The organism is Paraburkholderia sp. RL18-101-BIB-B (assembly GCF_046026985.1).
In the GTDB taxonomy this organism is placed as follows: Bacteria; Pseudomonadota; Gammaproteobacteria; order Burkholderiales; family Burkholderiaceae; genus Paraburkholderia.
Genome location: NZ_JARESV010000004.1, coordinates 331,012 through 355,540, shown reverse-complemented (window position 1 = coordinate 355,540; position 24,529 = coordinate 331,012). Strand labels below are relative to the sequence as shown.

The 24,529-nt window shown below is 62.7% G+C and carries 29 protein-coding genes; 16 read left to right on the top strand and 13 right to left on the bottom strand.

The window, feature by feature from the left end; genetic code table 11:
- Window positions 1–87 precede the first annotated feature (87 nt).
- Window positions 88–1,098, bottom strand: a complete 1,011-nt coding sequence (gene hpnA / locus P0D73_RS10000) for a hopanoid-associated sugar epimerase (protein ID WP_408431212.1) — start codon at window positions 1,096–1,098, stop codon at window positions 88–90.
- 164 nt (window positions 1,099–1,262) lie between these two features.
- Between hpnA and P0D73_RS09995 the strand changes: the two genes are divergently transcribed.
- Complete coding sequence (locus P0D73_RS09995) at window positions 1,263–1,556, top strand: acylphosphatase (RefSeq protein WP_063500556.1); 294 nt, start codon at window positions 1,263–1,265, stop codon at window positions 1,554–1,556.
- A gap of 126 nt (window positions 1,557–1,682) precedes the next feature.
- Here P0D73_RS09995 and egtD read toward each other — a convergent pair whose 3' ends face one another.
- On the bottom strand, window positions 1,683–2,663 hold the full coding sequence (egtD, locus tag P0D73_RS09990; RefSeq protein ID WP_132383341.1) for an L-histidine N(alpha)-methyltransferase: 981 nt from the start codon (window positions 2,661–2,663) through the stop codon (window positions 1,683–1,685).
- Window positions 2,664–3,245: 582 nt separating this feature from the next.
- Between egtD and rarD the strand changes: the two genes are divergently transcribed.
- The gene (gene rarD / locus P0D73_RS09985; protein ID WP_408177570.1) at window positions 3,246–4,142 is read left to right on the top strand and encodes an EamA family transporter RarD; all 897 of its coding nucleotides are present in this window, start codon (window positions 3,246–3,248) and stop codon (window positions 4,140–4,142) included.
- Between the two features lie 50 nt (window positions 4,143–4,192).
- On the opposite strand, the gene P0D73_RS09980 is transcribed toward rarD, so the two are convergent.
- A complete protein-coding gene (locus P0D73_RS09980; protein WP_408431210.1) occupies window positions 4,193–4,732 on the bottom strand; it encodes an Mpo1 family 2-hydroxy fatty acid dioxygenase in 540 nt (179 codons plus the stop codon).
- 91 nt (window positions 4,733–4,823) lie between these two features.
- Here P0D73_RS09980 and P0D73_RS09975 point away from each other — a divergent pair, with 91 nt between their 5' ends.
- Entirely contained in the window at window positions 4,824–5,537 is a 714-nt protein-coding gene (locus tag P0D73_RS09975) for a Crp/Fnr family transcriptional regulator (protein WP_408177568.1), read from the top strand.
- A 34-nt stretch (window positions 5,538–5,571) separates the two neighbouring features.
- Here the strand turns inward: P0D73_RS09975 and P0D73_RS09970 are convergent, their stop codons facing one another.
- Window positions 5,572–5,796 carry a hypothetical protein gene (locus P0D73_RS09970; RefSeq protein WP_408177567.1) on the bottom strand — a complete coding sequence of 75 codons (225 nt, stop codon included), beginning with the start codon at window positions 5,794–5,796 and terminating at the stop codon, window positions 5,572–5,574.
- Between the two features lie 246 nt (window positions 5,797–6,042).
- Here P0D73_RS09970 and P0D73_RS09965 point away from each other — a divergent pair, with 246 nt between their 5' ends.
- Window positions 6,043–6,627 (top strand): lytic transglycosylase domain-containing protein, encoded by a 585-nt coding sequence (locus P0D73_RS09965; RefSeq protein ID WP_408431208.1) that lies wholly within the window; start codon window positions 6,043–6,045, stop codon window positions 6,625–6,627.
- Window positions 6,628–6,672: 45 nt separating this feature from the next.
- On the opposite strand, the gene P0D73_RS09960 is transcribed toward P0D73_RS09965, so the two are convergent.
- From P0D73_RS09960 to P0D73_RS09935, 6 genes are all read right to left on the bottom strand, one after another.
- Window positions 6,673–7,557 carry a 4-hydroxy-tetrahydrodipicolinate synthase family protein gene (locus tag P0D73_RS09960; protein ID WP_132383320.1) on the bottom strand — a complete coding sequence of 295 codons (885 nt, stop codon included), beginning with the start codon at window positions 7,555–7,557 and terminating at the stop codon, window positions 6,673–6,675.
- A 2-nt stretch (window positions 7,558–7,559) separates the two neighbouring features.
- A complete protein-coding gene (locus tag P0D73_RS09955) occupies window positions 7,560–7,901 on the bottom strand; it encodes a hypothetical protein (RefSeq protein WP_132383318.1) in 342 nt (113 codons plus the stop codon).
- A gap of 250 nt (window positions 7,902–8,151) precedes the next feature.
- Window positions 8,152–8,532: a hypothetical protein gene (locus tag P0D73_RS09950; RefSeq protein WP_408286147.1), complete on the bottom strand. Its 381-nt coding sequence runs from the start codon at window positions 8,530–8,532 to the stop codon at window positions 8,152–8,154.
- 301 nt (window positions 8,533–8,833) lie between these two features.
- Window positions 8,834–9,094: a hypothetical protein gene (locus P0D73_RS09945; protein ID WP_132383314.1), complete on the bottom strand. Its 261-nt coding sequence runs from the start codon at window positions 9,092–9,094 to the stop codon at window positions 8,834–8,836.
- Window positions 9,087–9,836: a DNA/RNA non-specific endonuclease gene (locus tag P0D73_RS09940; RefSeq protein WP_408431206.1), complete on the bottom strand. Its 750-nt coding sequence runs from the start codon at window positions 9,834–9,836 to the stop codon at window positions 9,087–9,089. Before P0D73_RS09940 ends, P0D73_RS09945 begins: the two co-directional genes overlap by 8 nt.
- 265 nt (window positions 9,837–10,101) lie before the next feature.
- Entirely contained in the window at window positions 10,102–10,461 is a 360-nt protein-coding gene (locus P0D73_RS09935; RefSeq protein WP_342960212.1) for a DUF3564 domain-containing protein, read from the bottom strand.
- Between the two features lie 159 nt (window positions 10,462–10,620).
- On the opposite strand from P0D73_RS09935, the gene P0D73_RS09930 reads away from it, so the two are divergent.
- Window positions 10,621–11,295, top strand: a complete 675-nt coding sequence (locus P0D73_RS09930) for a DUF4410 domain-containing protein (protein WP_408286150.1) — start codon at window positions 10,621–10,623, stop codon at window positions 11,293–11,295.
- Between the two features lie 62 nt (window positions 11,296–11,357).
- On the opposite strand, the gene P0D73_RS09925 is transcribed toward P0D73_RS09930, so the two are convergent.
- Window positions 11,358–13,052 carry an acid phosphatase gene (locus P0D73_RS09925; protein WP_408177564.1) on the bottom strand — a complete coding sequence of 565 codons (1,695 nt, stop codon included), beginning with the start codon at window positions 13,050–13,052 and terminating at the stop codon, window positions 11,358–11,360.
- 98 nt (window positions 13,053–13,150) lie between these two features.
- A complete protein-coding gene (locus P0D73_RS09920) occupies window positions 13,151–13,438 on the bottom strand; it encodes a hypothetical protein (RefSeq protein ID WP_132379269.1) in 288 nt (95 codons plus the stop codon).
- Window positions 13,439–13,728: 290 nt separating this feature from the next.
- Between P0D73_RS09920 and P0D73_RS09915 the strand changes: the two genes are divergently transcribed.
- Entirely contained in the window at window positions 13,729–14,703 is a 975-nt protein-coding gene (locus tag P0D73_RS09915) for an IclR family transcriptional regulator (RefSeq protein WP_408431204.1), read from the top strand.
- A 90-nt stretch (window positions 14,704–14,793) separates the two neighbouring features.
- Here the strand turns inward: P0D73_RS09915 and P0D73_RS09910 are convergent, their stop codons facing one another.
- The gene (locus P0D73_RS09910; RefSeq protein ID WP_408177562.1) at window positions 14,794–15,867 is read right to left on the bottom strand and encodes a porin; all 1,074 of its coding nucleotides are present in this window, start codon (window positions 15,865–15,867) and stop codon (window positions 14,794–14,796) included.
- 441 nt (window positions 15,868–16,308) lie between these two features.
- Here P0D73_RS09910 and P0D73_RS09905 point away from each other — a divergent pair, with 441 nt between their 5' ends.
- Genes P0D73_RS09905 through P0D73_RS09860 form a run of 10 tightly spaced genes read left to right on the top strand, consistent with a single transcriptional unit; the run spans window position 16,309 to window position 24,520 of the window.
- On the top strand, window positions 16,309–16,623 hold the full coding sequence (locus P0D73_RS09905; protein ID WP_074289216.1) for a non-heme iron oxygenase ferredoxin subunit: 315 nt from the start codon (window positions 16,309–16,311) through the stop codon (window positions 16,621–16,623).
- 1 nt (window position 16,624) lies between these two features.
- Window positions 16,625–16,936, top strand: a complete 312-nt coding sequence (locus tag P0D73_RS09900) for a recombinase-like helix-turn-helix domain-containing protein (protein WP_408177561.1) — start codon at window positions 16,625–16,627, stop codon at window positions 16,934–16,936.
- 48 nt (window positions 16,937–16,984) lie between these two features.
- On the top strand, window positions 16,985–18,079 hold the full coding sequence (locus tag P0D73_RS09895; RefSeq protein WP_132379261.1) for an aromatic ring-hydroxylating dioxygenase subunit alpha: 1,095 nt from the start codon (window positions 16,985–16,987) through the stop codon (window positions 18,077–18,079).
- Window positions 18,072–18,839, top strand: a complete 768-nt coding sequence (locus P0D73_RS09890) for an SDR family oxidoreductase (protein WP_408431202.1) — start codon at window positions 18,072–18,074, stop codon at window positions 18,837–18,839. Before P0D73_RS09895 ends, P0D73_RS09890 begins: the two co-directional genes overlap by 8 nt.
- A 26-nt stretch (window positions 18,840–18,865) precedes the next feature.
- Window positions 18,866–19,393 (top strand): cupin domain-containing protein, encoded by a 528-nt coding sequence (locus P0D73_RS09885; protein WP_408177558.1) that lies wholly within the window; start codon window positions 18,866–18,868, stop codon window positions 19,391–19,393.
- A gap of 38 nt (window positions 19,394–19,431) precedes the next feature.
- Window positions 19,432–20,331 (top strand): alpha/beta fold hydrolase, encoded by a 900-nt coding sequence (locus P0D73_RS09880; protein WP_408431200.1) that lies wholly within the window; start codon window positions 19,432–19,434, stop codon window positions 20,329–20,331.
- Window positions 20,332–21,237, top strand: a complete 906-nt coding sequence (locus tag P0D73_RS09875) for an IclR family transcriptional regulator (protein ID WP_408431198.1) — start codon at window positions 20,332–20,334, stop codon at window positions 21,235–21,237.
- A complete protein-coding gene (locus P0D73_RS09870) occupies window positions 21,237–22,046 on the top strand; it encodes an SDR family oxidoreductase (RefSeq protein ID WP_408431196.1) in 810 nt (269 codons plus the stop codon). Before P0D73_RS09875 ends, P0D73_RS09870 begins: the two co-directional genes overlap by 1 nt.
- Window positions 22,039–23,697, top strand: a complete 1,659-nt coding sequence (locus P0D73_RS09865) for a thiamine pyrophosphate-binding protein (protein WP_408177554.1) — start codon at window positions 22,039–22,041, stop codon at window positions 23,695–23,697. Before P0D73_RS09870 ends, P0D73_RS09865 begins: the two co-directional genes overlap by 8 nt.
- A complete protein-coding gene (locus tag P0D73_RS09860; RefSeq protein WP_408431194.1) occupies window positions 23,690–24,520 on the top strand; it encodes an aspartate dehydrogenase in 831 nt (276 codons plus the stop codon). The genes P0D73_RS09865 and P0D73_RS09860 overlap by 8 nt, the downstream gene beginning before the upstream one ends.
- The last annotated feature ends 9 nt before the right edge of the window (window positions 24,521–24,529 follow it).

Below are 24,529 nucleotides of genomic sequence, written 5' to 3'. Positions count from 1 at the left end.
TTACCTGTCGCTAACACAGTGACGTTGTAACAAAATGCTTGCGGCTGCACCGGATCGCCCGGTGCGAGCCGCTTATTCACGCAGACATCACGGCTTCAGATAGCCCGCTTTCCGGAACCAGTCGAGCGCGTCGCTCAAGCCCTGGCGATAGGGCCGGGCGCGATAGCCAAGCTCACGTTCCGCTTTCGCCGACGTGAAATACATCTTGTTCTTCGACATTTTCAACCCGTCGACGGTGACGAACGGTTCGCGTTTCGTGATCTTGGCGACCGCTTCGGCACCCATGGCGAGCGGGTAGAGCGGCCAGCGCGGCAAGCTCAGCGTCGGCGCCTTGCGGCCGGTCAGCGCCGCGATATCCGCGAGCATCTGTTGAAGCGGCAGATTCTCGCCGCCAAGAATATAGCGCTCGCCGATCTTGCCGCGTTCGAGCGCGAGGAAATGGCCGGCCGCAACGTCGTCCACATGCACGAGATTCAGGCCCGTGTCGACGAACGCCGGAATCTTGCCGAGCGCCGCTTCCACGATGATGCGTCCCGTCGGCGTCGGCTTGACGTCGCGCGGTCCGATTGGCGTGGACGGATTGACGATCACCGCCGGCAGGCCGTCTTCGGCGATCATCCGCTCCACCGCGCGTTCGGCCAGCACCTTGCTGCGCTTGTACACGCCGATCGCCTGATCGGCTTTGAGCGGCGCGGTTTCATCGGCGGACTGGCCGGAACTGGTCACTTTCAGCGTGGCTACGCTGCTCGTGTAGACGATGCGCTCGACGCCTTCCTTCAGCGCCGCGCGCATGGTCGCCTCGGTGCCTTCGAGGTTCGAGCGCTCGATTTCGCTCGGGTCAGGCGCCCACAGGCGATAGTCGGCGGCCACGTGCAGCAGATAGCGCACGCCGCGCAGCGCGTTGCGCATCGACGCTTCGTCGCGCATATCGCCGATCACAATCTCCGCGTCCAGCGACTCGACGTTCTGACGCGGACTGGTGGCGCGCACCAGCACACGCACCTTGAAACCTTTCTGTTGCGCGATGCGCGCCACCGACGAGCCGACGAAGCCGGAGGCGCCGGTGACGAGCACGAGATCGCGATTCTGTTCGGTCATTCTGTTTCCATTCCCTGCATGACAGTCGACGGATTGTACGTGGCGCGCGCGCCGTGTGTCGTGTGGGCGGTTTCAAAGAGACGCGGTTGAACGCGCGCTTGCCGAGCAAGCTCGCCGCGACACGACTAGAATGCCGGCTTGAAAGTTTGCGAAGAGAGGACGGCATGGCCCCGGATCTGGACCAGCGGATCGAAACGTATTACGTGCGCGTGCGCGGCACTGTGCAAGGCGTCGGCTTTCGCCACGCGACCGTGCGGCAGGCTCACGCGCTCGGCATCAAGGGATGGGTGGCGAATCTCGACGACGGTTCCGTCGAAGCCATGTTGCAGGGCTCGGCCAACCAGGTCGACCGGATGCTGTCGTGGCTGCGTCACGGGCCGCCGGCGGCGCGCGTGACCGAGGTGACCGGCGAAGAGCGCGCCACCGAAAAGCGCTACGAGCGTTTCGAACAGCACTGAGCGGCCGCACGTAGAACACGCAAGACACGCAAAATCAAAAGGCGGCGCGCCATCATGCACGATGGCGCGCCGCCTTGTTTGCGTGACCGTGCTTCAGTCAGCGGCCCAGTCAGCGGCCGGCCGCGCTCAACGCGCCACCAGCAGGCTCTCCGCAAAACCCCATTCGTCTTCGATCCATTGATGGCTGCACACGAAGCCGGCGTCGTCGGCAATCGCGGGCATTTCTTCCGCGCGATATTTGTGGCTGCTCTCGGTCCAGATCGTTTCGCCCGCCTTGAGCGACACCGTCAATTGCGCCGCGCCCACACGCGCGGTGATATCGCGCTTCGCCCGCAGATGCATTTCGATGCTGCGCGCGTCCGGGTTGAAGCGCGCGACGTGCTCGAACGCCTCCAGCGGAAAGTCGCCGTCGAGCTCGCGATTGATGCGCGCCAGCAGGTTCAGATTGAACGACGCAGTGACGCCGATCGAGTCGTCGTAAGCGGCCACCAGGACGGGCGTCGGCTTGATCAGGTCCGTGCCGAGCAGCAAAGCGTCGCCGGGAGCGAGCATGTTGCGGATATCGCGCAGGAAACGTGTCGCCGCGAGTCTGCCGAAATTACCGATCGTACTGCCAAGGAACAGTACGAGTAACCGCTCGTCCGCCGCGCGTTGCTTGCTCACTTCAGCGAGGCCGGCCAGGTAATCGCGTTCGTAGCCGACAATCGAAATGCGCTCGATGTCGCCGAGTTCGCGCCTGCACAACTGCAATGCGCTGCGCGAAATTTCAATTGGGCAGTAAGAAGTGGGGCGTTTTTTACACAGCGCTTCCAGAATGCGCCGTGTTTTACGGCCGCTGCCGCTGCCGAGTTCCGCGACCGTCACGTCGTGCGGCAGATGCGCGACGATATCCGCGGCGTGCCTGGTCAGCAGACGTTCCTCGGCGCGTGTCACCCCGTATTCCGGCAACACGGTAATCACTTCGAACAGCGCGGAGCCCACTTCGTCATACAGATACTTCGATGGCAGCTCTTTCTGCGGCGTATGGGTGAGGCCTGCGCGAACGTCGGCGGCAAAGGCGGAGCGTAGGTCGGGCGATGCGTCGTGCGATAGGGCTGGCTGGGTCATGCTGGCTCCAGTAGTCACATTCGATGAGCGGGATTGCTGCCGGGCGGCGGCACGCGTGATGAAACGCAGTTGAGGCGTGCCGCGGAGAAGAAGGGCGGGCTCGGTCCGTAGGACTGCCATCGCCGGCCCGGCTCATGGATGCTGCACATGCCGTCCCCCAAGGGGACTTCCTGCAGGGCGTTGCGAACGGTGATGCAAACAGCGTCGCAAGACTAAGTAGCAAGATTCGCGCTTGAGCCGCTTGGCGCGAGATGATGTGCGGCGTTGCCGGTGAAAAGCCCGGCGTTGTTGGCCGCACGTGAAGTTATGTTCTAGTCCATCGACGCGCGATGCGCACGGAATAATTTCAGCCCGCCGACGAAACCATGCGGAGTCGCGAACGGATAACCCGTCTAGAATGCCGCCTTTGCGTCGCTTATCGAAGACAAAAAAACGCAGTGCCGGATACGCACTGCCCGCTTGTGAGACCTCACTTCTAATGACAACAACGAACGCTGCGCGATTGAATGCTGCGCTACAAACATATCTGCCTGCACACGCGCCTGTCTTGCACGTCGACGCGCTTGCCCAACGGGGCGCTCGATGAACCAGTATGACCCAAAGCGCGGCATCGCGTTGTCGGTCTGCGCATCGACGATGTTTGCTTTACTGTCCGCTTACGCCACACTGCTCGCGCCGCTGAACGGCCTCGATATTTTCGCGTGGCGCATCGTCTGGACTGTGCCGGGCGCGCTACTGCTGGTGGCGTTGCGAAAGCGCCTGCCGATTCTCCGGCAACTTCTTTACCGCATGGTGACCGAGCCGACACTCGGCGCCGCGATGATCGTAAGCGCGGCCTTGCTCGGCGCGCAACTGTGGGTCTTTCTATGGGCGCCGCTGCACGGCCGGATGCTCGACGTCTCGCTCGGCTATTTCCTGCTGCCGCTGGTGATGGTGCTCGTCGGGCGTTTCTACTACCACGAGCGCCTCGACGGATTGCAGTGGTGGGCCGTTGCGTTCGCGGCGGCAGGCGTCGCACATGAGCTGTGGATCACGGGCGCGTTTTCGTGGCCGACCTTGCTCGTCGCGCTCGGCTATCCGCCATATTTCGTGTTGCGCCGCAAAATCAATCACGATTCGCTCGCCATGTTCACCGTGGAGATGGTGCTGCTGTTGCCGCCGGCAATCGTGTTCGTGATCAGCGGTGGCTCGCTGCCGATGATCTCCGGCCGTCTTGACATGTGGTGTCTATTGTTGCCTGGCCTCGGCGCACTGAGCACCATTGCGCTGGCGTCGTATCTCAAGGCGAGCCGGTTGTTGCCGGTCGCGTTGTTCGGCATTCTCGGCTACGTCGAGCCGGTGCTGCTGGTGCTGATCTCGATCACGTTGCTCGGTGAAACGTTGAGCGCGGGACAGTTGGCCACCTACATTCCCATCTGGATCGCGGTCGCGTTGACGGCATTGCATAGCGTGCGCCTCGTTCGCTTCGCGCCGAACTGAGTTGGGTTGATTCGGATCGACCGTGCAGTCGATGAAGCGGGCGGCGCGCTTCAGCGATGTGGCGCGGTACGGTCAGCATTGATACGCGTCGGACCGACTTGCGCTTCGATCGCTTCGCGTAGCGCGGGCCGCCAGCCGAAGCCGAACAACGCTTCGGCCAGCACGAACAGCGGTCCGATCAGCAGGCCGATCACATCATCGACAAAGGCCGGCTTGCGATGTTCGTAGGCAACGTGTCCGATGAACTGAAACACCCAGCCGACCAGAAAGAGCCCGACGCCGATCACGAGCCACGCGAACGTGGATTGCGTGGCCGTCCACTGGCCGAGCGCGACGCAGAGTGCGGACACGAACGCCATCATCACGCCGAGCGGCACGTCGAGCACGAGGTAATACAGCGTTGCCGCGACGAATAACACCCACGCCGGCGACAAGGTCAGCGGCCACGCGCCGACAGCGAAAGCAGGCCGGCTCAATAACACCGCCAAGGCCAGCACGATCATCGGAATGCCGACGAAGTGCGTGGCGATATTGCGCCGGTCACGATGGTAGGCCGCGTATTGCGTAAGCTGTTGCGTCAGCGTTCTCATGGATGCCGCTCCTCCTTCAAAGTCAGCATAATCGCGGGCAGCGGAATTTGAAACCATCGGGTAGCCGACAATCGGGCATGAGTGCCGTTCTATGACAGCGAGTTTTCCATCGAATGAGCTTGCCGCGTTGCTTGGGCGCAGCGCGTGGTTTCGCTCGGCGCCGCCCGCGATGCAGGCGCAGTTGATCGAAGCGGGGCGTGTCGAACGTCTCGCTGCCGGTCAGCGACTTTTCACGCGCGGCGATTCCGATGATGGCCTCTATTGTGTGCTCGATGGCCTGATGAGAATCGGCGCGGCCAGTTCGGCGGGCAAGGAGGCCTTGCTTGCCGTCATCGATCCGGGGAACTGGTTCGGCGAGATCGCGCTGTTCGACAACCGGCCGCGAACCCATGACGCGTATGCCGAACGCGATTCCGAGCTGTTTCATGTGCCGCGCGCCGCACTCGCCGCGCTGCTCGAACGCACGCCCGCCTATTGGCATCTATTCGGTTTGCTGTTGACGCAAAAGCTGCGTCTTGCGTTCGACGCGATCGAAGAGGCCGCATTGCTGCCCGCCGCGCAACGCGTGGCGCGCCGCTTGTTATTGATGGCAGGCGGCTACGGCGAGCCCGGTGCATTGCGGCGCGTGCTCAAAGTCCCGCAAGAAGATCTCGCGATGATGCTGGCGCTCTCCCGGCAAACGATCAACCAGGTGTTGAAGCAGTTCGAAACACAAGGCGCACTGAAACTCGGCTATGCGGAAATCGAAATCACCGATGTGCAAAAACTTGGCGCGCTGGCGGAGTTGAATCCCGCTGCGGATTGATTGCTGTGCTTTTGCTTTTTTTCTTTCGCCTTGCTCACGAGAAGAAGGCAAACGGCAGCGTGGCGGCCAGATAGACCGCGATACCCATCGACGGCAAGCCCACCGCGATAGCGATGGCCGCGATGGCGCTGCTCGCGACGGTCAGCGCAAGCGTGCGCTGACGAGCCGTCTTCCGCCCGGCGAGCGATGCGCGTTGCGGCGTGTCGCTGGTGTCATCTAGCGAAACGGCGGCGTGCTGGCGGATGTTCAGACTGGACATGATGACTTTCCGATGATCGATCATTGGAGTCTGACATTTCCGCCATATCGAACGGCTCAATAACGCGTTGCCCGGCGCAAAAGAGATGTATACGGCCGCCGCAATCCACTACGCGACGCTGAAATCTTTATAAGCTTTTTACGGCACGCCCCTGTTTCTTTTGCGATTCGCTACATCCAGCCCGGTAAGGTCGAGACACCCCGGTCAGGAAGCGAAAATATGCATGGAAATGGTGTTCTGGATGGTGTGCCAGTACAACGAAAAGTCGGCCGCTATCCGGTATCCGGCTTGACGATCATGCTTGTGGCGATCTTCGTCTCATGCGCCACTGCCGCGCATGCCGCTGACGCTCAGCCGGTTGCACAGGCACCCATCGTTGCGAGCGAGGCGACTTCAGAAACCAGCTTGCCGGCTCTCAGCGATATCACCGCCGTGTTGCGCGCGCAATTTCGCGTGGCGCCAATGGAATCGCTGAAGATCGCGCGCGCCGTGCTGATCGAATCCGATCGCCACGCGATCTCGCCCGTCTTGCTGCTTGCGGTGATGGCGGTTGAATCGAGCTTCGATCGCCATGCGGTCAGCGTCGCGGGCGCGCGAGGGCTCATGCAGATCCTGCCCGCCGCACATCCGCAATTGATCGCGGGCGCAACCGATCTGTCCGATCCGGCAATCAATGTGCGGATCGGCTCGACCATTCTGCGCCGCTATCTCGACGAGAGCGACGGCGATATCGATGCCGCGTTGTTTCGCTACAGCGGCGGCGGGCGCGGCTATGCGCACCGCGTCGCGCTGAATATGCAGCGTTTTTACGCAAGCTTGCGCCGCGAATGAAGTACTCATTCGCGGCGCAGTGAGGAGAGATCGAATGGGAGTGCGCTAGTTCATCACGCCGGCAAACTCGGCACGCAAATCCTGCAGCCTGTCGCGCGCGGTGCTCAGACGATCGACGAGTTGCGCCGAAGCGCGCGAGATCGGCATGCGTGTTTCGTCGCTGAGCGCATGATCGAAGGCCAGCATGGCTTTGATTGCGGACGGATTCGGCGCGGCGAACAGGAGCCGCAAGACGGGCAGCAAGCTGGCGAACAGATTGCGCGCGTCCACCTCGCGTTCAGCCCCGAGCAGGTCCTGGTACGCGACCAGCAGATCCGCACAGACGTGAGCGCTGGCCAGAATGCCGCCTGTTCCGCCGTGATGCAGACAATCGTCCAAGGCTTCGTCCGTGCCGCACAGGACGTTGATCGGCAGGGCGCTCAATTTGTCGAAATGCTCCTTCACGCACTCCTTGATCGCGACGATGTTGCCGCACTCGATGAGTCGCGCGACGGTATCCGGCGCGATCGTCACGCCGGTTCGGTGCGGCACGTCGTACAGGACGATGGGGCGCTCGGTGGCGAGCGCGGCCTGCTCGAAGTGCCATTGCACGCCTGCCTGATCCGGACACACGTATGACGGCGCGGAGACCAGATAGCCCGCGCACTCCCAGCGCTCATAGCGCTGAATATCGTGCAGGACGTCGCGTGTGTTCGACCCGCCGACGCCGATCAGCATCGGTAGACGGGAGCCGGTCACTTCGGTCAGCGCCTGCAATACGGTGAGGCGCTCGGCTTCCTGTAACAAGGCGGCTTCGCCCGTCGTGCTCAACGCGACAATGCCGCTGATCTCCGTGCGCAAGTAGTATTCCGCGAGGCGCTGCAATGAGTCGATATCGACTTCGCCGTTACGCAGCGGCGTAACGATGGGCAACCAGATACCTGAGAACATGATTAGCGCGCCTTTGCGGCCGCGCTGCGGCGCTTCAATGGCCCGATCGTCGCGGCGGGAAGTGTCGAGATCAGCGTGTGCAGCGTGAAGTCGAGGTCGTCGGGGGCAATGTCGAGCTGCACGCGGATTTCCTGGCGGACCGCTTCTGTGGAGACGACGTAGACACCGAGAGGAGAATGGAGCAGGACGCGAAGCTGGGTGCCGGGAAGTTCGTACGATCGGTGCGGCAGGGTTACCTGCAAGCGGACGCGCGTCGCGGGAAAGGGAATGACGTTGTTGCGTTGAACGTGCGGCTCGTTGAGCGGCTGAGTGGCAAAACTGTCGATTGATTGTGTGAGAGCCATGTGATGCGGCGTTCGTCGACGCCATGGTTGATCAAGACAGCTTCAGATTAGACGTCTGCGGGTAAACGCGGTGCAAAAATTGGGGTGTTCGTTGGAAAAATCATACGGCGCCCTTAACGTGCAAGAACTCGACGCGATCCGAAACGCGCACGAAAAAAGGCGAGTCATATGACTCGCCCTCCCTGAACGGCACATTCGGCTTCGATTACCTATACATGCCTGGCCGGTGCGTGCCGGAACCGATCACGTGTTATTGCGTTTTCGTCGTGTCGGTCTTTGCGCCGTCGGTTTTCACCGGGGCATTGCTGGCCTCTTTCGCGCTCTCCGTTTTAGTCTTGGCGGCGCTCGTTTCTGCCGCGGCTTTCTTGGTGGTCTTGTGGGCTTTTGCCGTGTGATGGGCGGAAGTCTTCTTCACTTGCGCTTTGGTGGCGGCTTTGGCCGGCGCTTTCGTTGCCGCGGCGCCTTCGTCCGTGGCGCCCGTTTGCACGGCGGTGCTCGCCTTCAGGTTCGCCTGGCCAGCGGGCTGCGTCTGCGCGGGCTGGGCGGCTTGTGTGGTGGACGGTGCGGCCGTTTGAGCGAAAGCGGTCGACACGAGCAGAGCGGAAGCGAGAGCGGCGAAAAGCGTCTTCATGGTTTAACTCCTGGTTAACCGGTTGATTCCTGGTTGATTCTTGTATCGCGGCTGAAATGTTTCAGCGCTGCCGGTTTAACGTTGGCGGGGAGACAGGAGTTGACGACGGTGTGGTGACAAAACGTAACCGCTGAAACATATTGGGGATCCCGAAGCAGTTTCAGCTACGCGGCCCACGGCGGTGAACGGTGCCGGATACGACGATGCGCTAGCAGGGGTATTCCGAAACGTGAGACCGCGTGCGAAAGGCGAAGGCGGCGAACGTCTTCGCGCCTCCGCATGACTGCGCTAAGTTAGCGCGTCATTGAAACGGGTTCTGGACGACCCCCGGTTTCGCATCCGGTTCATCCTTCACTTTCGCGGGCAAATTGCTCTGCGCCTGCAAGCTGGTCACGATCGCATCCACTGCTTCCTTGAGTGCCAGCGCCGCCTTCAATCCGCGCTGATCCTGCGTCAGTTCCAGCGTGCCATTCAGCACGATGCGCGTCGTACCGTTACTCACGGTCAACGCATCGCCCTGAATGTTCAGCACATCGTCGTCGTTCGAATAGGGTTTAAACACCTTTCAGTCCTCCCGGTCGCTGATCTTTGAGGTTCTCCGGAATGCCCGGAAAACGGATGCCCGATGCTGCTTCGAGTTCGTGAATCGTCTTGATGGCGTAACGGCTGGTCGAGACGTTGTCCACCACCACGGCGAACGCCAGCTTCCGCGACGGTACGTAGACCACCTTGAACAACTGCGTCGGCACGAACACGCGCGTTGGTCCAATGGTCTGCAACTGCTGGCCGTTGAAGATCGGGCCGGTGACGACATAGGTATCGTCGTACGACACGGCGATCTTGCGCACCGAGGTTTCAATGCGCGCCCACAGACGCTGGTTGTTCTCGCGGTTTTGCGGCACGACGTTGGCCAGTGAGAACGATTGTGCCATCGCCTCCTGATTCCAGCGATTACCCGCCGGGCTCATATGACCGCGATCGAACCCGCTGCGCTTGTAGTCCGCGAGCGTGGCGCCTTCGCCGTCCGGCAGACGCGCGTCTTCGAAGAACTTGTTGGTGCGCACCATGTCTTTGGCGGCTTCGATATGGTCGCGCGTCAGATGCTCGGCGGACCACAGCGGACCGTGCGTGATGCCCGAATGCAAAACCGCGAAATCGCTATAGCAAAGCATGCGCGTTTTCGGGGCCATCTTCTGATTGCTCAGAACCGGCCATTGCGCATTCGGTGTGAATTGGGTGCAGGAAGGCGCTGCGCTAGCGTGAGCGGCAACGGCGAACAACAGACAGGCAAACCACTTCTTCATGTGTCAGTCAGTCGAGGGATGGGGGCGCAAGTATAGCGTTGCGACCACATCGCGCCGCACCAAAAAAAACGGGCCGCCTTGCAGCGACCCTAATGCGTGGACTTCCAACTCTACGCACGCAAACTTAAGGCGAGCTTAAATGCGCAGGAGACGAAAGCGGCAATCGAAAAAAAGTGCGCACGAACGCGCATACGAATGTACCCATGCGCTAGCGAAGCGCCGCTCGCGCACGGAAAATTCGACCGATAAAAAAGGGTGTGGAAACTTAATTGCCGAATACGCTGTGTTCAGCGCGGACCTGTTGGCGGTCCACTGCTTGCAGACGCCAGAAGCCGCTGGTCGTCGCGCGCGTCGGCAGGGCAGTCCATGCTGCGGCGCCTTGCGCGGCGCTCACGCGCTGCTTGCGGTCCACGTGCAATCCGCGCAGCGTGCACAACGGCGCATCCGTGCTGGGCGCACAGAGGGTCGTCACACCGTTATCGTCGTGTAACTCGCCCCAGGGGGGCAGATCGATCCCTTGATGTGCTTCTCTCGACCACCGGTGTTCGTCGGTATCGAGCCATAGCACAGCGTAGTCATGGCTGACGGTGGGATCGGAACCGTTGATGAGGATGGTCAGTCGCATGGCGGGTTCCGTACAAAGTGCGAAGTTGGCTTTACCAGTCTACGCCGCAAAGCGTGTTATGCAAGGCAAAACGTATGACGATCAGGCACGAAAAAACGGACGCCCGATGCGTACGGCTGTACGATAGCCGCGTCCTGTTGACGTTCGCGGAGGCATGCCATGCTGAGTCGATTTCTGCAATGCGCGGTGATCGCGGGATGCCTGAGCGCGGTGGCCGCCGTCAGCGCCGCGGCGGACAGCGCACCGTTCGCCGCGCCGGTGCCGATCGTCTATGTAGCCGACTTCGATCTGGACGTGGCGAACGTGACGCCGGACAGCGGACCGGGCCAACGCGCGCGCCGCCTGCGCGGTTTGCTGCCGAGCGGACCGGGACCGATGGGGCAGGACAAAAATCCTCAGGACCACGCCAAACACATCGTGGACGAAATGGCGGACGCGCTGACGGACGATCTGAAGAAGGCTGGTGTCGATGCGCGCCGCAGTGCGCCGGGTCAGCCGTTGCCGGCTGTCGGTTGGCAAGTGCGCGGCGTGTTTCTGAGCGTTGATGATGGCAATCGCCTCAGGCGTGCCATGGTGGGTTTCGGCGCGGGCCAGAACGACATCCAGGTGGCGGTGTCGTGCGATAGTCTCGGGGCACCTGATTTGCCGCCGCTGTATCAGGCCGTCGACGAAGCCGACAGCAAGGGCATGCCGGGCGCGGTCATCAAACTGAATCCGTACGTGATCGCCGCCAAGTTCGTGATGGCGAGCGGTGACGAGAAGAAGACGATCAAGAAGACGGCGCAGCAGATTTCAGATGCGGTGATCGCCAAGCTGCATGGCGTCGCGCAGTAGTTTGTGCTGAAACGCCGGCGGCGCGGCCGCAGGCGTTTCAACTCTCACGAACTCTCGAACCTTCAAGCCAGATCCAACGGCGCTGTCAAATCGCCCAGCGGCGCGAGCCCATTGCTCGCGAATGCGCGATCGCGCGCCACCACACCGTCGAGCGGCGCGAGGCCGTGCACACGGCTGATCAGTCGAAGAATCGAATTGGTGTCGTACACCGTGTGATCGACGTAACCCTTCTTCGCCAGCGGCGATATCACCAGCGCGGGAATCCGCGAGCCCGGACCCCAGCGATCGCCCTTCGGCGGCGACACGTGGTCCCACCAGCCGCCGTTCTCGTCGACGGTGACGATCACGACCGTGTTCGCCCACTGCGGCCCGCGTTGGATATGCTCGATCACCGTCGCGATGTGGCGGTCGCCCGACTCGACGTCCGCGTAACCCGCGTGCATGTTCAGATCGCCTTGCGGCTTGTAGAACGCGACTGCCGGTAAGCGTCCTGCATCGATATCCGCGATCAGATGGTTGGTCGACGCGTCGTTGCCGAGGCCACCATCGCGGAGATACTTGCGCCGTGCCGCCGTGCCCGGCGCGTAGTTGGTGAAGTAGTTGAACGGCTGGTGGTGATACTGGAAGTCGGGCACCGCGCCCGTATCCTGATGCTCCAACGCGTACTGCCAGGCGCCGCTGTACCACGCCCAGTCGACACCCTTGTCCGTTAGACGGTCGCCGATCGTCGCGTAATTCTGCGGCGGCAGCACGCGCGGATTCGACAGGTCCGCGAAGGCCGGATTGCCGCCTTCGGCCGGCCGCACGTTGCTCGGCTGATACGGCGGCGCCATGGTGTTGACGGCGTAGCCGTCGGCGGTGAACGCGCCGTCGTTGACGAATTTCGGCGGGCCGTCGAGTGCGGAGGCGGGCGACTCTTCCGACTGCTTCAACCGCGTACCGGTCGGATCGTCGCCGTCGACCACCGACACCATCTTCTTCGCCGGGCTGTTCTGGATGTCGGGATAGAACGGCGCCTGCGCCGAGATCAGAAAGATGTGGTTCAGCCACGAGCCGCCGAAGGCGGCCATGAAGAAGTTGTCGCACACCGTGTACTGCTGCGCGAGATTCCACAGACGCAGCGTGTCGGCGGAATTGCGGTAGTGCCCCATCACCAGGCCGCCGGAATCTCCCCATGCGGCGAACTGGTTGTTGCGGCCGGCATTGATCTGCATCTGGTTCTGATAGAAGCGATGCACCAGATCGCGTGTGATCACGCCGGTCGGCAGCGGCGCGCCCTGCGCGTCGGCAATATGGAACGGGCGGTTATGCAGGTTGACGATATCCTTCTGGCCGATCATGTAGCGCTTGCCGTCCACTTCCTGGGCTTGCGGCACGAGGCCGCCCCAGATGGCCGGCAAGCGCGGCAGCGGCGTTTTGCCGTCGCGGTCGAGTTGCAGATAGCGCTCGGCGCTCACGGCATCGAGCGGATGCTGGACGCCGGGGAAATTGCCGTACAGGTTCGCGAAGCTGCGGTTCTCCGCGTAGATCACTACGATGTGCTTGACCTGATCGTGAAGCGCGGCGTCGAGCCGCAAGTCGGCAGCGCTGCGCGGCGCGCCAGTGCTCGACATGCTTTGGTCGGTTTTGCAGCCCGTCAGCGCCAGTCCGATACCGACCGCTGCCAGGCCGGTCAGGACTCGGCGGCGGTCGGGGTCGTCGGGGGCGTTATCGGCGTTGTCGGCGTTCGGCGGCAGAGTGGAGTCGTGGTCGGTCATCGGTAGGTTCCGAAGTGGCTGTGACGGGCACTAGAGCGCCGCTCGGAGCGGCGTGCGCGCGGCACCGGTTGCGGATTCGAAGCGGCGAGAGATGCAGACTAAGGCAGCCGGCGCTTCACGCGCCAACTGTTATGCGTGGCGTCGACGGCAAGCAGAAGCCAATGCCGCGTATCGACTGGGTGACGCTTTTGCGTGGCATAGCGATCGACCATCAATTCGAGTTCGTCGAGCGCTCGGCGGTGGCACGTGGCGTTGGCGCCGGAACCATCCGCGAATTCGACGACGGCGGCTGCCCCCCGGGCCGGCTCGGGCAAGTGCGCGATGCGCACCGCGCAGCCCGGATAAAGGTGCGAGTCGGCAACCTGAATCTGAATGGAATCGGACATGAGCATGGCCTCCGGACGCCTGGGCGGAGCGAATGCGCGGCAGCGAGACCTCGCGCAATGGACCGCTTCAAAGCATAGCACCGCACGAAATGGTGGCGGTGCAGCAAATGGCATGGTTAACCACGACCCGGCGCACGACCCGGCATAGCGCGCGCGTGTCGCGTTGGTCGACGATCGCACGGCTTGCGGCCACGGCGTCGTGCAAGAAATAGCGAAGGCGGTGAGGGCGGCGCGCGCCACGCGCTATCATGCTGATCTGACCTTGATGAACAGCAGAAACGGCAGCCAAGATGGCAAAAGAAGAGCAGACAGGAGTGGGACGCAAGCACGCAAAGCCACGCGGTGCGGCCGCCTCGATTTCGCAGGACGGCGCGTTGCCGCCGGCCCAGGCGAACGACGCCGAGTCCCCGGATTCCACCGACGAAGAGAGCGCCGGCGGATCGACTTATCTCGTGCCGGGCCTCGAGCGCGGCCTGCGCATTCTGGCGGAATTCAGCGCGCGTGAGCCGGTGCTTGGCGCGCCCGAATTGTCGAAGCGCATTGGCATTCCGCGCACCACCACGTTCCGTTTATTGCAGACGCTCGAAGCGCTCGGCTTTCTCGAGCGCGTCAACGGCGACCGCTATTTCCGCCTGAGCGTCGCGGTGTTGAGGCTCGGCTTCGAATATCTGAGTTCGCTCGAATTGACCGATGTCGGCACGCCGATTCTCGAGCGCCTGCGTGACGCCACGGGTCTGAGCACGCATCTGCTGATCCGTGATCAGCGCGACGTGGTGTTCGTTGCCAAGGCGCAAACCCATGCGCCGATGTTCAGTTCGGTCAAGGTGCATGTCGGCACGCGTTTGCCGGCGCATGCGACGGTCCACGGTCAGGTATTGATGGGCGATCTGAGCTTCGAGGAGTTGCGTCAGTTGTATCCGGAGCCGCAACTGGAACGTTTCACCGAACGCACGCCGGCCACCGTCGAAGAACTGTACGAAAGAGTGCGCGAGAGCGCGGCGCTCGGTTATGCGTTGAGCGAAGCGTCGTTCGAGCGAGGTATTTCGGTGGTGAGCGCGCCGGTGCGCGAGCAGAGCGGCAAGATCGCAGCGGCGTTGACCGTGACGATTCCACGTTCGGATATCGGCGAAGCCGAAGAGCGCGAGCCGCTCATCATCGCGGTTTGCCAGGCGGCGCTCGAACTGTCCGAGCGACTCAGCTACCGGCCGCGCCCGGATGATCCGACTGCGGTTCAGGCTCGCCGCAAGTCGGTGGCGGCCGGTTGATTCCGCCTCTACTTCCGCATTCACTTCAGCGCTAGTCCGGCTGCGATTGCGGCCGGACTGCATGCTCCACATCGCGGTTTCAGCAGAACCTCAGAACGAGTGATGGATGCCGGTCAGAATGATCGTCTGGTTCCGTCCACTCGACACACCCGCCGTAAAGAACGCCGCATCCGTATTCGAGCCGGCGCGCTCGTACAGCGCATTCACATACAACTGCGTCGACTTCGACAGCGCGTAGATATCGCCGATCTCGAACTGCGTCCAGCGATGCCCCGCCAATGTCGTCGTGGCAGCGCCGCCGGCCACGCTGTTGAATGGCGTGAACTGATAATTCGCGCCGACGTCGTAGCTCTGATACGTGTCCGAGTGTCCGCCCGACTCCAGCTTCACGCGCGTGTACAGACCGTGCACCAGCAGCTTGCCGAACTGGTATGACGCGCCCGCGCCCATGTTTTCGACCTTGTCCGCGGTGTAGTTGGCCGCAGGCACGCCCTGGAAGTTGGTGATGCCCGTCGTGACGATCGACGGTGTGCGATTGTGCTCGTTCGCATACGTCGCGCCGGCCTTGAACGGACCGTTCGCATAGCTAAGCGCGAAGCTCAAGGTCTTGCCGGTCGAGAAGTTGGTCGTGTTGCCGAGACCCATCATCGCGCCAACCTGGAAGCCGCTGAAACTCGCCGAGCGGAATTTCACCGAATTGTCGAACGGCACCACGCCCGTGTCAGCGAGCTCGTCGATATTGCCCGGGTGGAACGCGTACCAGCTGGCCGCCAGATAGGCCGTGCTCAGCGGACCCAACACGTCGAAGCTGAACGGCGTCTGATGACCGAGCGTCACCGTGCCGATCGTGTCCGAACTCAGGCCGACAAACGCCTGGCGATTGAACAGCACGCCGGGTTTAGCGAACGCGCCGGTGTTCGTATAGAAGCCGTTTTCCAACTGGAAGACTGCTTTCAGGCCGCCGCCCAGATCTTCCACCCCCTTCAGGCCCCAGCGGTCAGGCTGCATGTTGCCCTGTTCTTCCATCCACTTCGAATGGCCGCCTACATTGCTGATATACGCGACACCGGCATCCAGGCTGCCGTATAGCGTCACACTGCTCTGCGCCCATGCGCCTGTCGTTGCGCAGATTGCCGTCAAGCCGGCCGCAATGATGTGCTTCACCGTTGGTTCTCCTGATCACACGACGGATAGCTCTCGCCGGATTCGTCGTCCCTGATCCTTGCTTTGGGTTGAATGCAGCTCTGGGGTTTATGCGCCAAAACTGCTACGCTTTATGTTCCACCTATGGGCGTTTGTATCGCCTATGGAAAATTATAGTGAGTCTGAGAGTAGTCAAAATAAATTTTCGAACCCCGTACAAACCCGTATAAGGGTGGCCGGATTCATCGGAAAATTTGGCTCAAACCCAAGCCCTGCACTGCTCGGCGCGTGTCGTAGCCGTTCGCGCCACCTCGCGCGATGCTGTGTTGAGAGCGCCACACTCGGTGTTTTCCCCTACCAGTCCAGATTTTTATTTTCTCTGGTCGAAGCCGCTCCTATAATTATCCATACACGAACTGATGTTCCTTGTATGGAACATAAGGCTTCAGGAGAAGGCGAGAAATGACTGAACAATGGCGCTGCGCCGGCCATGCCGGCGACCTGTCCGATGACGCGCCGCTCGAGTTCAAACTCGACGGCACGGAGATCGGCATCTACAAGGTGGGCGATGCGCTGTACGCGCTGGAAAACGTCTGCCCCCATGCGTACGCGTTGCTGACGCAGGGCTTTGTCGACGGCGACACCGTCGAGTGCCCGCTGCACGAGGCCGTGTTCCATATCCCGACCGGCAAATGCTTGAAAGAGCCCGGTGGCCGCGACCTGAAGATGTACTCGGTGCGTCTCGCCGGCGAAGAAATCCAGATCAAGGTGGAATGACATGCGAGAGCAAATCGTGAATTTCAATCCCTTCCTGAAGCCGTGGCTCGCGCCGCAGCCGAACAACGTCGCCGGCAAGGGGGTGATCGAAAAGCCGGGCGAGACCGAGAACTTCATCTGGCAGACGCGTAAGGCCGAGCCGACGCAATACGAAAACGACTTTGGCGATGCGCTCGAGAAAGTTTTCGAAGCGGGCGCGGTGGAGTTGCAGGAAGTGGTCGACGGTTTGAACCGCGTCGGCTTCCGCACCCCGGAAGGCAGCACGTGGAACGCCGACCGCCTCGCCGCTGAATTCCGCCTGCTCGCCGAATAAGCGCGCTTTCCCGAACACGTTCATCGCATCCGTATCCGGAGTCTCTTCATGACGTCCCCCAATACAACTCAAGGCGCGGCTGACCCGATCCAGTCGTATCTGGACAAAGGCCTGCGTAACTACTGGTATCCCGTTGCGCCGAGCTGGCAAGTCGGCGACGCGCCAGTCGGCATCACGCGCCTCGGCGACCAGATCGTGCTGTGGCGCGACAAGGAAGGCAAAGTCCACGCGCTCGAAGACCGCTGCCCGCACCGCGGCGCGCGTCTGTCGCTCGGCTGGAACCTCGGCGGCAGTGTCGCGTGCTGGTATCACGGCATTGAAATCGATGGCAGCGGCGAAGTCACCAAAGTGCCGGCCGTGTCGAACTGCCCGCTGGAAGGCCAGAAATGCGTCAAGTCATATCCGGTCGAAGAGCATGCCGGCGCGATCTTCCTGTGGTTCGGCGACGAAGCGCATAAGGAACCGACGCCGCTGGTGTTGCCGGAAGAGCTGGTTGGCGAGGAATACGCGAGCTTCCTGTGCATGTCGAACTGGAAGTGCAATTACCAGTACGCGATCGACAACGTGATGGACCCGATGCACGGCGCGTATCTGCACGCGACCTCGCACTCGATGGCCGAAGGCGACAAGCAGGCCGACATGCGCGTGCGCAAGACCGAAACCGGACTGATGTTCGAAAAGGTCGGCCAGCGCGACGTGAACTTCGACTGGGTGGAACTCGGCGAAACCGGCACGCTGTGGATGCGCCTCGCGATTCCCTACAAGAAGAAGTTCGGACCCGGCGGCAACTTCGGGATCATCGGCTTTGCGACGCCGGTCGACGGCGACAACTGTCAGGTCTACTTCTGGCGCACCCGCAAGGTGTCGGGCTGGCAACGCGACGCATGGCGTTTCCTGTACCGCAACCGCCTGGAAGGTCTGCATTGGGCGGTGCTGGAGCAAGACCGCTACGTGCTGGAAAGCATGGCGCCGAACGCGCGCAATCACGAGTTCCTGTATCAGCACGACGTCGGCATGACGCGGGTGCGCCGCATGTTGCGTCAGCGTGCACAGCAGGACTTCGCCGCGCTGGAAGCACATCGCGCTGAAGCCGCGAAGTCAGGCGCCGCGCAAACGGCGGATGCAGGCCACAGCCATGCATAACGACGCGTCCGCAGCGCTCATCGGCCGGCGCGTCCTCGTGACGGGCGGCGCGCGTGGTCTCGGCGCGGCCTTCGTCCGCTCGCTGGTGCAGGCCGGCGCGCGCGTGGTGTTCGGCGACGTGCTGCACGAAGAAGGCAAGGCGCTCGCCGCATCGCTCGTCGAACAAGGTCATGCGGTCACTTACGTACCGCTCGATCTCGCCGATCCCGCGAGCATCAAGCAATTTGCGGAGCAAGGCGCGGCGCAGCTCGGCGGTCTCGACGCCCTGATCAACAACGCGGCGATCACCAACTCAGGCGGCAAGTTTGCCGACGAGTTGTCTGTCGATACGTGGGACGCCGTGATGAACGTCAACGTGCGCGGCACCTGGCTGATGAGCACCGCCGCGCTGCCGTATCTGCGCGACTCGGGCCGCGGCAGCATCGTCAACATCGCCTCGGACACGGCGATGTGGGGCGCGCCGAAGCTGCTCGCTTATGTCGCCAGCAAGGGCGCGGTGATTTCGATGACCCGCTCGCTGGCGCGTGAATTCGGCGCGCATCAGGTGACGGTCAACGCGATCGCGCCGGGGCTGACCGAAGTCGAGGCGACCGCGTACGTGCCCGACGAGCGTCACGAGTATTACTTGCAAGGCCGCGCGCTCACGCGCGCACAAGTGCCCGACGACGTCACCGGGCCGGTGCTGTTCCTGTTATCCGATGCCGCTCGCTTCGTGACCGGCCAATTGCTGCCGGTCAACGGCGGCTTCGTGATGAATTGACCTTGTCGAATCAAAAGGAGAAAGAGATGGCGGACGCCGATATCGAACGCAAATCGTGGGACCAACCCGCGGACGCGAGCTTTGCCCAATGGCTGGACACTCGCGTCGCGCGCCTGGAAACGCGTCGCTATGACTGGGACGCGTTGAAGTTCCAGGCCGACTACGACCCGAAGTATCGCCGTGCGCAAATGCGTTATGTCGGCACTGGCGGCACGGGCGTCGCGAAAGACATGAACACGGTGCCCGCAGGCGGCTTCACGTTCTCGACGATGGTGATCCCGGCCGGCAACATCGGCCCGAGTCATATTCATATGGATGTCGAAGAAATCTTCTTCGTGCTGCGCGGCAAGATGAAAGTGATCTGCGAGAAAGACGGCGAAACGTGGGAAGCGGTCCTCGGCGAGCGTGATCTGATCTCGGTGCCGCCGGGCGTGTATCGCACGGAAATCAACGTCGGCGAAGAAGACGCGTTGATGTGCGTGATGCTCGGTTCGCCGAAGCCCATTACGCCGACGTATCCGCCGGATTCGCCGCTGGCCAAGCTCAAGCGCTAAGCCGTCGTACCGGTTTCAAAACACCCGCGAAGGAAATCATGTCCGCAGTCCCGTCCTCTATCACCGATAGCGCCGATCAGCACGCCACGCTCGAAGCCCGCCTCGCGCGCTTTCCGGCGCAGCAGATCTGGCTGGCCTCGCAACGCGCGGTGAGCTATCGCGAAGTGGATAGCGCCGACAACAGCGCGCTGCCGCTCGTGTTGCTGCACGGTATCGGTTCGGGCGCGGCTTCGTGGGTGCAGCAGTTCGAAGGACTCGGCGCGACGCGCCGCTTGCTGGCGTGGGATGCGCCGGGTTATGGCGCATCCACGCCGGTCGCGGCTGAATCGCCGGTGGCGAGTGATTACGCAAGCATATTGAACGAGTGGCTCGACGCGCTCGGCATCGAACGGTGCGTGCTGCTTGGCCATTCGCTCGGCGCGATTATTGCCGGCGCGTTTGCCGTGACGCATCCGCAGCGTGTGGCTGGTTTGCTGCTGTTGTCGCCGGCTGGTGGCTACGGCGCTGCGTCGGCTGAAGTACGCAATACGAAGCGCGATCAGCGTCTCGCGATGCTGAAGGAACTCGGTCCGCAAGGCCTCGCCGAAAAACGCAGCGCCAATATGTTGTCCGCTCACGCAAGCGGCGAAGCGCGCGCATGGGTGCGCTGGAACATGTCGCGCGTGATCCCGCACGGCTATACGCAGGCCACGCATCTGCTCGCCAACGCCGATCTCGCCGGCGACCTCGCGCGCTACACAGGCCGCATCAACGTGGCCGTCGGCGCCGACGACACCATTACGACGCCCGAAGCCTGCGAGCGACTCGCATTGGCCGCGGGCACCCAATTGCAGGTCGTGCCGCGCGCGGGGCACGCCGGCTATATCGAAGCACCCGCCGCGTACACCGCGATCATCGACACGTTCTGTCGCTCGAGCGACGGACAACGGAGCCAATGAATGACGCCCGACACGCCCGACACAATTAACGCCGAGCGCGACGCGGACGAAGTCCGCAACGACCCCGGCAACGACAGCAACGGCGACACCGCCTACCGGGTGCCGGGTCTCGAACGCGGTCTGAAGATTCTCACGGAGTTCTCGCCGCGCGAACCGGTTCTCGGCGCACCGGAATTATCCAAGCGCCTGAAGATTCCTCGCACGACGGTGTTCCGTCTGCTGCAAACGCTCGAATCGCTCGGCTTTCTCGAGCGTGCCGACAAGGACCGCAACTATCGCCTCGGCGTCGCGGTGCTGCGGCTCGGTTTCGAATATCTGAGCTCGCTCGAATTGACCGACCTCGGTCTGCCGATTATCGAGGCGCTGCGTACGGAAACGGGCCTCACGAGTCACATCGTGATTCGCGATGGACGTGACGTCGTGTTCGTCGCCAAGGCACAAAGCCATGCGCCGATTTTCAGCTCGGTGAAGGTCAACGTGGGCACGCGTCTGCCGGCCTATGCCACGACGCATGGCCAGGTGCTGATGGGCGACATGACGCTCGACGAGTTGAAGAAGCTTTATCCCGAGCCGGAACTCGAGCGCTACACGAAGCAGACGCCGGTCACCGTAGACGATCTGTACGAACGGATTCGCGACGATGCGAAGCGCGGATTCGCGATCAGCGAGTCGTCGTTCGAGCGCGGCATTTCGGTGGTGAGCGCGCCGGTGCGCAACGACACGGGCCGCATCGTCGCCGTGATCACGACGACGATTCCGCGCCACGAGATCGACGCGTCGCTGCTCGACAGCGGCCTGATCGACAAGGTCCGCCGCGCGGCCGACGAACTTTCGCAGCGGCTCAACTATCGGCCGAAGGGTGGCCCGAAGGCGGGCAGCAATTACATGAAGGCATTGGGACTCTGATGATCCAAATCGACTTGACCGGACAGGTAGCGGTGGTGACGGGCGGTTCGTCCGGCATCGGCCTCGCGACCGCCGAGATGTTTCTGCGGGCGGGTGCCTCGGTCGCGATTTGCGGCCGCGACACCGAACGTCTCGCGCAAGCGGAAGCCGCGCTGAACGCGCAGTTTCCGAACGCGCAGTTGCTTGCCCGCCGCTGCGACGTACTCGACGCCGACGACGTGAAGGCTTTCGCAGAAGCGGTGCAGACGCGCTTCGGCCGCACCGACATGCTGGTGAACAACGCTGGCCAGGGCCGCGTGTCGACTTTCGCCGACACCACCGACGACGCCTGGCGCGAAGAACTCGACCTGAAGTACTTCAGCGTGATTCGCCCGACCCGCGCATTTCTGCCGATGCTGCGCGACGCGGCTGGGGTGAACAGAAGCGCTTCAGTGGTCTGCGTCAACTCGCTGCTGGCGTTGCAACCCGAGCCGCACATGGTGGCGACTTCGTCGGCGCGCGCCGGCGTGCAGAACCTGCTCAAGTCGCTCGCGGTGGAACTCGCGCCGCAGCGCATCCGCGTCAATTCGATTCTGATCGGCATCGTCGAATCGGGTCAATGGCGCCGCCGTTACGCAAAAGAAGCGCAGCCGGGCCAGAGCTGGGAAGACTGGACGGCCGAGCTGGCGCGCAAGAAAAACATTCCGCTAGGCCGCTTCGGTCGCCCCGAAGAAGCCGCTCAAGCGCTCTTTTATCTGGCTACGACGCTGTCGTCCTATACGACGGGCAGTCATATCGATGTTTCTGGAGGCGTTGCACGACATGTCTAACAAAACCACCATTGGCGAACTGATCGCCGCCTTTCTCGAGCAATGCGGCGTTCAAACCGCATTCGGCGTGATCTCGATCCACAACATGCCGATCCTCGACGCGATCCATAACCGCGGCAAGATCCGCTATGTCGGCGCGCGCGGCGAAGCCGGCGCGGTGAACATGGCTGATGGCCTCGCGCGCGTCTCCGGCGGCCTCGGCGTTGCATTCACCAGCACGGGCACCGCGGCGGGCAACGCAGCGGGCGCGATGGTCGAAGCATTGACCGCCGGCACCGCGCTGCTGCACGTCACGGGCCAGATCGAAACCGAATACCTCGATCAGGACCTCGCGTATATCCACGAAGCACCGGACCAACTGTCGATGCTGTCGTCGATCTCGAAGGCCGCGTTTCGCGTGCGTTCCGTTGAAACGGCGCTGCCGACTATCCGCGAAGCCGTGCGTGTCGCGCAAACCGCGCCGAGCGGTCCGGTGAGCGTCGAGATTCCGATCGACATTCAGGCCGCCGAAGTCGAATGGCCCGCCGATCTGGCCGCGCCGCACATCACGACGCTCACGCATTGCAAGCAGCGCGTCGCGCAACTCGCCGATTCATTGGCGACGGCCAAGCGCCCGTTGCTGTGGCTGGGCGGCGGCACGCGTCACGCGACCCAGGCGGTCGAGCGTCTGGTGGCGCTGGGCTTCGGCGTCGTGACCAGCGTGCAAGGCCGTGGCGTGCTGCCGGAAGATCATCCGGCCACGCTCGGCGCGTTCAATGTGCACACGGCGGTCGAGAGCTTCTACAAGACGTGCGACGCGCTGGTGGTGGTCGGTTCGCGTCTGCGTGGCAATGAAACGCTGAAGTACAAGCTCGCGTTGCCGCAACCGTTGTATCGCATCGACGCCGACGCGCTCGCCGATAACCGCGGCTATCGCAACGAGATGTTCATTCACGGCGATGCATCTTCGGTACTCGAAGAACTTGCAACGCTGCTCGAAGGTCGTCTGAAGGTCGACCCGACTTTCGCGCAGGATCTCGCTGCCGCGCGCGAAAGCGCCGTCGCCGATGTGGGCAAGGGCCTCGGCCCGTACAAGCGTCTCGTCGACGCGCTGCAGTCGGCGGTGGGCCGCGACTACAACTGGGTGCGCGACGTCACGATCTCGAACAGCACGTGGGGCAACCGCATGCTGAAGATTTTCTCGCCGCGTGCAGGTGTTCACGCGCTCGGCGGCGGCATCGGCCAAGGCATGCAGATGGGCATCGGCGCGGCGCTCGCGGGTAGCGCGGCGAAGACCGTGTGCCTCGTCGGTGACGGCGGCCTGATGGTCAACGTCGGCGAACTCGCGACGGCCGTGCAGGAAAACGCCAACGTGATGATCGTGCTGATGAACGACCAGTGCTACGGCGTGATCCGCAACATTCAGGACGCGCAATACGGTGGCCGCCGCTGCTACGTCGATCTGCATCAGCCGGATTTCGCGCAGTTCTGCGAAAGCCTGAAGCTCACGCACTACCGCATCAAATCGCTCGACCAGGCCGACGCGATCATTCGCGAAGGTATGGCGAAGACGGGTCCGGTGCTGGTCGAAGTGGACATGCTGTCGGTCGGCTCGTTCGCTACCGCGTTCGCGGGGCCGCCGGTCAAGGAACAGGAGCCGGAACATGCGTGACGCGGGCTACGCGGGGCATCACGCACCCGTCGACGTCGCGATGATCGGCTTCGGCGCGATCGGCCAGGCGGTGTATCGCTCGGTCGCCGCCGATCCGACGGTGCGCGTGTCGCACGTGATCGTGCCGGAACGTCACATGGCTTCGGTGCGTGAAGTAGTGGGCGACTCGGTGGATGTCGTGGCCTCCGTGTCCGCGTTGAGCAGCCAGCCGCATTTCGCGCTGGAATGCGCGGGACATAGCGCACTGGTCGATCACGTGGTTCCGTTGCTGAAGGCCGGCACGGACTGCGCGGTCGCATCCATCGGCGCGCTGTCCGACATGCTGCTGCTCGACGCACTCTCGGCAGCCGCCGATGAAGGCGACGCCACGTTGACGCTGCTCTCCGGCGCGATTGGCGGCGTGGATGCGCTGGCCGCGGCCAAGCTCGGCGGTCTCGACGAAGTGCTGTACACCGGCCGCAAGCCGCCCACGGGTTGGCTCGGCACGCCGGCGGAACAGTTCTGCGATCTGCACACGCTGAATGAAGAGAAGGTGATCTTCGAAGGCAGCGCGCGCGAAGCGGCCCGGCTCTATCCGAAGAACGCCAACGTGGCCGCGACGATCGCGCTGGCCGGCCTCGGTCTGGACCACACCACGGTTCGACTGATCGCCGATCCGAACGTGACGCGCAACGTGCACCGCATCGTGGCACGCGGCGCATTCGGCGAGATGTCGTTGGAAATGTGCGGCAAGCCGCTGCCGGATAACCCCAAGACGTCCGCACTGACCGCGTACAGCGCGATGCGTGCGCTACGCAATCGCGCGGCGCGCTGCGTGATTTAAGCCCCAGTT

What these genes read in the sequence shown, in the direction of transcription:
- P0D73_RS09940 (WP_408431206.1), bottom strand. Translation starts at nt 9,836, where the DNA reads ATGAAGAAGTGGTTTGCCTGTCTGTTGTTCGCCGTTGCCGCTCACGCT.
- P0D73_RS09890 (WP_408431202.1), top strand. Translation starts at nt 18,072, where the DNA reads ATGCATAACGACGCGTCCGCAGCGCTCATCGGCCGGCGCGTCCTCGTG.
- P0D73_RS09870 (WP_408431196.1), top strand. Translation starts at nt 21,237, where the DNA reads ATGATCCAAATCGACTTGACCGGACAGGTAGCGGTGGTGACGGGCGGT.
- P0D73_RS09885 (WP_408177558.1), top strand. Translation starts at nt 18,866, where the DNA reads ATGGCGGACGCCGATATCGAACGCAAATCGTGGGACCAACCCGCGGAC.
- hpnA (WP_408431212.1), bottom strand. Translation starts at nt 1,098, where the DNA reads ATGACCGAACAGAATCGCGATCTCGTGCTCGTCACCGGCGCCTCCGGC.
- P0D73_RS09925 (WP_408177564.1), bottom strand. Translation starts at nt 13,052, where the DNA reads ATGACCGACCACGACTCCACTCTGCCGCCGAACGCCGACAACGCCGAT.
- P0D73_RS09860 (WP_408431194.1), top strand. Translation starts at nt 23,690, where the DNA reads ATGCGTGACGCGGGCTACGCGGGGCATCACGCACCCGTCGACGTCGCG.
- P0D73_RS09920 (WP_132379269.1), bottom strand. Translation starts at nt 13,438, where the DNA reads ATGTCCGATTCCATTCAGATTCAGGTTGCCGACTCGCACCTTTATCCG.
- P0D73_RS09900 (WP_408177561.1), top strand. Translation starts at nt 16,625, where the DNA reads ATGCGAGAGCAAATCGTGAATTTCAATCCCTTCCTGAAGCCGTGGCTC.
- P0D73_RS09905 (WP_074289216.1), top strand. Translation starts at nt 16,309, where the DNA reads ATGACTGAACAATGGCGCTGCGCCGGCCATGCCGGCGACCTGTCCGAT.
- P0D73_RS09930 (WP_408286150.1), top strand. Translation starts at nt 10,621, where the DNA reads ATGCTGAGTCGATTTCTGCAATGCGCGGTGATCGCGGGATGCCTGAGC.
- P0D73_RS09995 (WP_063500556.1), top strand. Translation starts at nt 1,263, where the DNA reads ATGGCCCCGGATCTGGACCAGCGGATCGAAACGTATTACGTGCGCGTG.
- egtD (WP_132383341.1), bottom strand. Translation starts at nt 2,663, where the DNA reads ATGACCCAGCCAGCCCTATCGCACGACGCATCGCCCGACCTACGCTCC.
- P0D73_RS09960 (WP_132383320.1), bottom strand. Translation starts at nt 7,557, where the DNA reads ATGTTCTCAGGTATCTGGTTGCCCATCGTTACGCCGCTGCGTAACGGC.
- rarD (WP_408177570.1), top strand. Translation starts at nt 3,246, where the DNA reads ATGAACCAGTATGACCCAAAGCGCGGCATCGCGTTGTCGGTCTGCGCA.
- P0D73_RS09955 (WP_132383318.1), bottom strand. Translation starts at nt 7,901, where the DNA reads ATGGCTCTCACACAATCAATCGACAGTTTTGCCACTCAGCCGCTCAAC.
- P0D73_RS09980 (WP_408431210.1), bottom strand. Translation starts at nt 4,732, where the DNA reads ATGAGAACGCTGACGCAACAGCTTACGCAATACGCGGCCTACCATCGT.
- P0D73_RS09895 (WP_132379261.1), top strand. Translation starts at nt 16,985, where the DNA reads ATGACGTCCCCCAATACAACTCAAGGCGCGGCTGACCCGATCCAGTCG.
- P0D73_RS09975 (WP_408177568.1), top strand. Translation starts at nt 4,824, where the DNA reads ATGACAGCGAGTTTTCCATCGAATGAGCTTGCCGCGTTGCTTGGGCGC.
- P0D73_RS09875 (WP_408431198.1), top strand. Translation starts at nt 20,332, where the DNA reads ATGACGCCCGACACGCCCGACACAATTAACGCCGAGCGCGACGCGGAC.
- P0D73_RS09970 (WP_408177567.1), bottom strand. Translation starts at nt 5,796, where the DNA reads ATGTCCAGTCTGAACATCCGCCAGCACGCCGCCGTTTCGCTAGATGAC.
- P0D73_RS09935 (WP_342960212.1), bottom strand. Translation starts at nt 10,461, where the DNA reads ATGCGACTGACCATCCTCATCAACGGTTCCGATCCCACCGTCAGCCAT.
- P0D73_RS09950 (WP_408286147.1), bottom strand. Translation starts at nt 8,532, where the DNA reads ATGAAGACGCTTTTCGCCGCTCTCGCTTCCGCTCTGCTCGTGTCGACC.
- P0D73_RS09880 (WP_408431200.1), top strand. Translation starts at nt 19,432, where the DNA reads ATGTCCGCAGTCCCGTCCTCTATCACCGATAGCGCCGATCAGCACGCC.
- P0D73_RS09865 (WP_408177554.1), top strand. Translation starts at nt 22,039, where the DNA reads ATGTCTAACAAAACCACCATTGGCGAACTGATCGCCGCCTTTCTCGAG.
- P0D73_RS09915 (WP_408431204.1), top strand. Translation starts at nt 13,729, where the DNA reads ATGGCAAAAGAAGAGCAGACAGGAGTGGGACGCAAGCACGCAAAGCCA.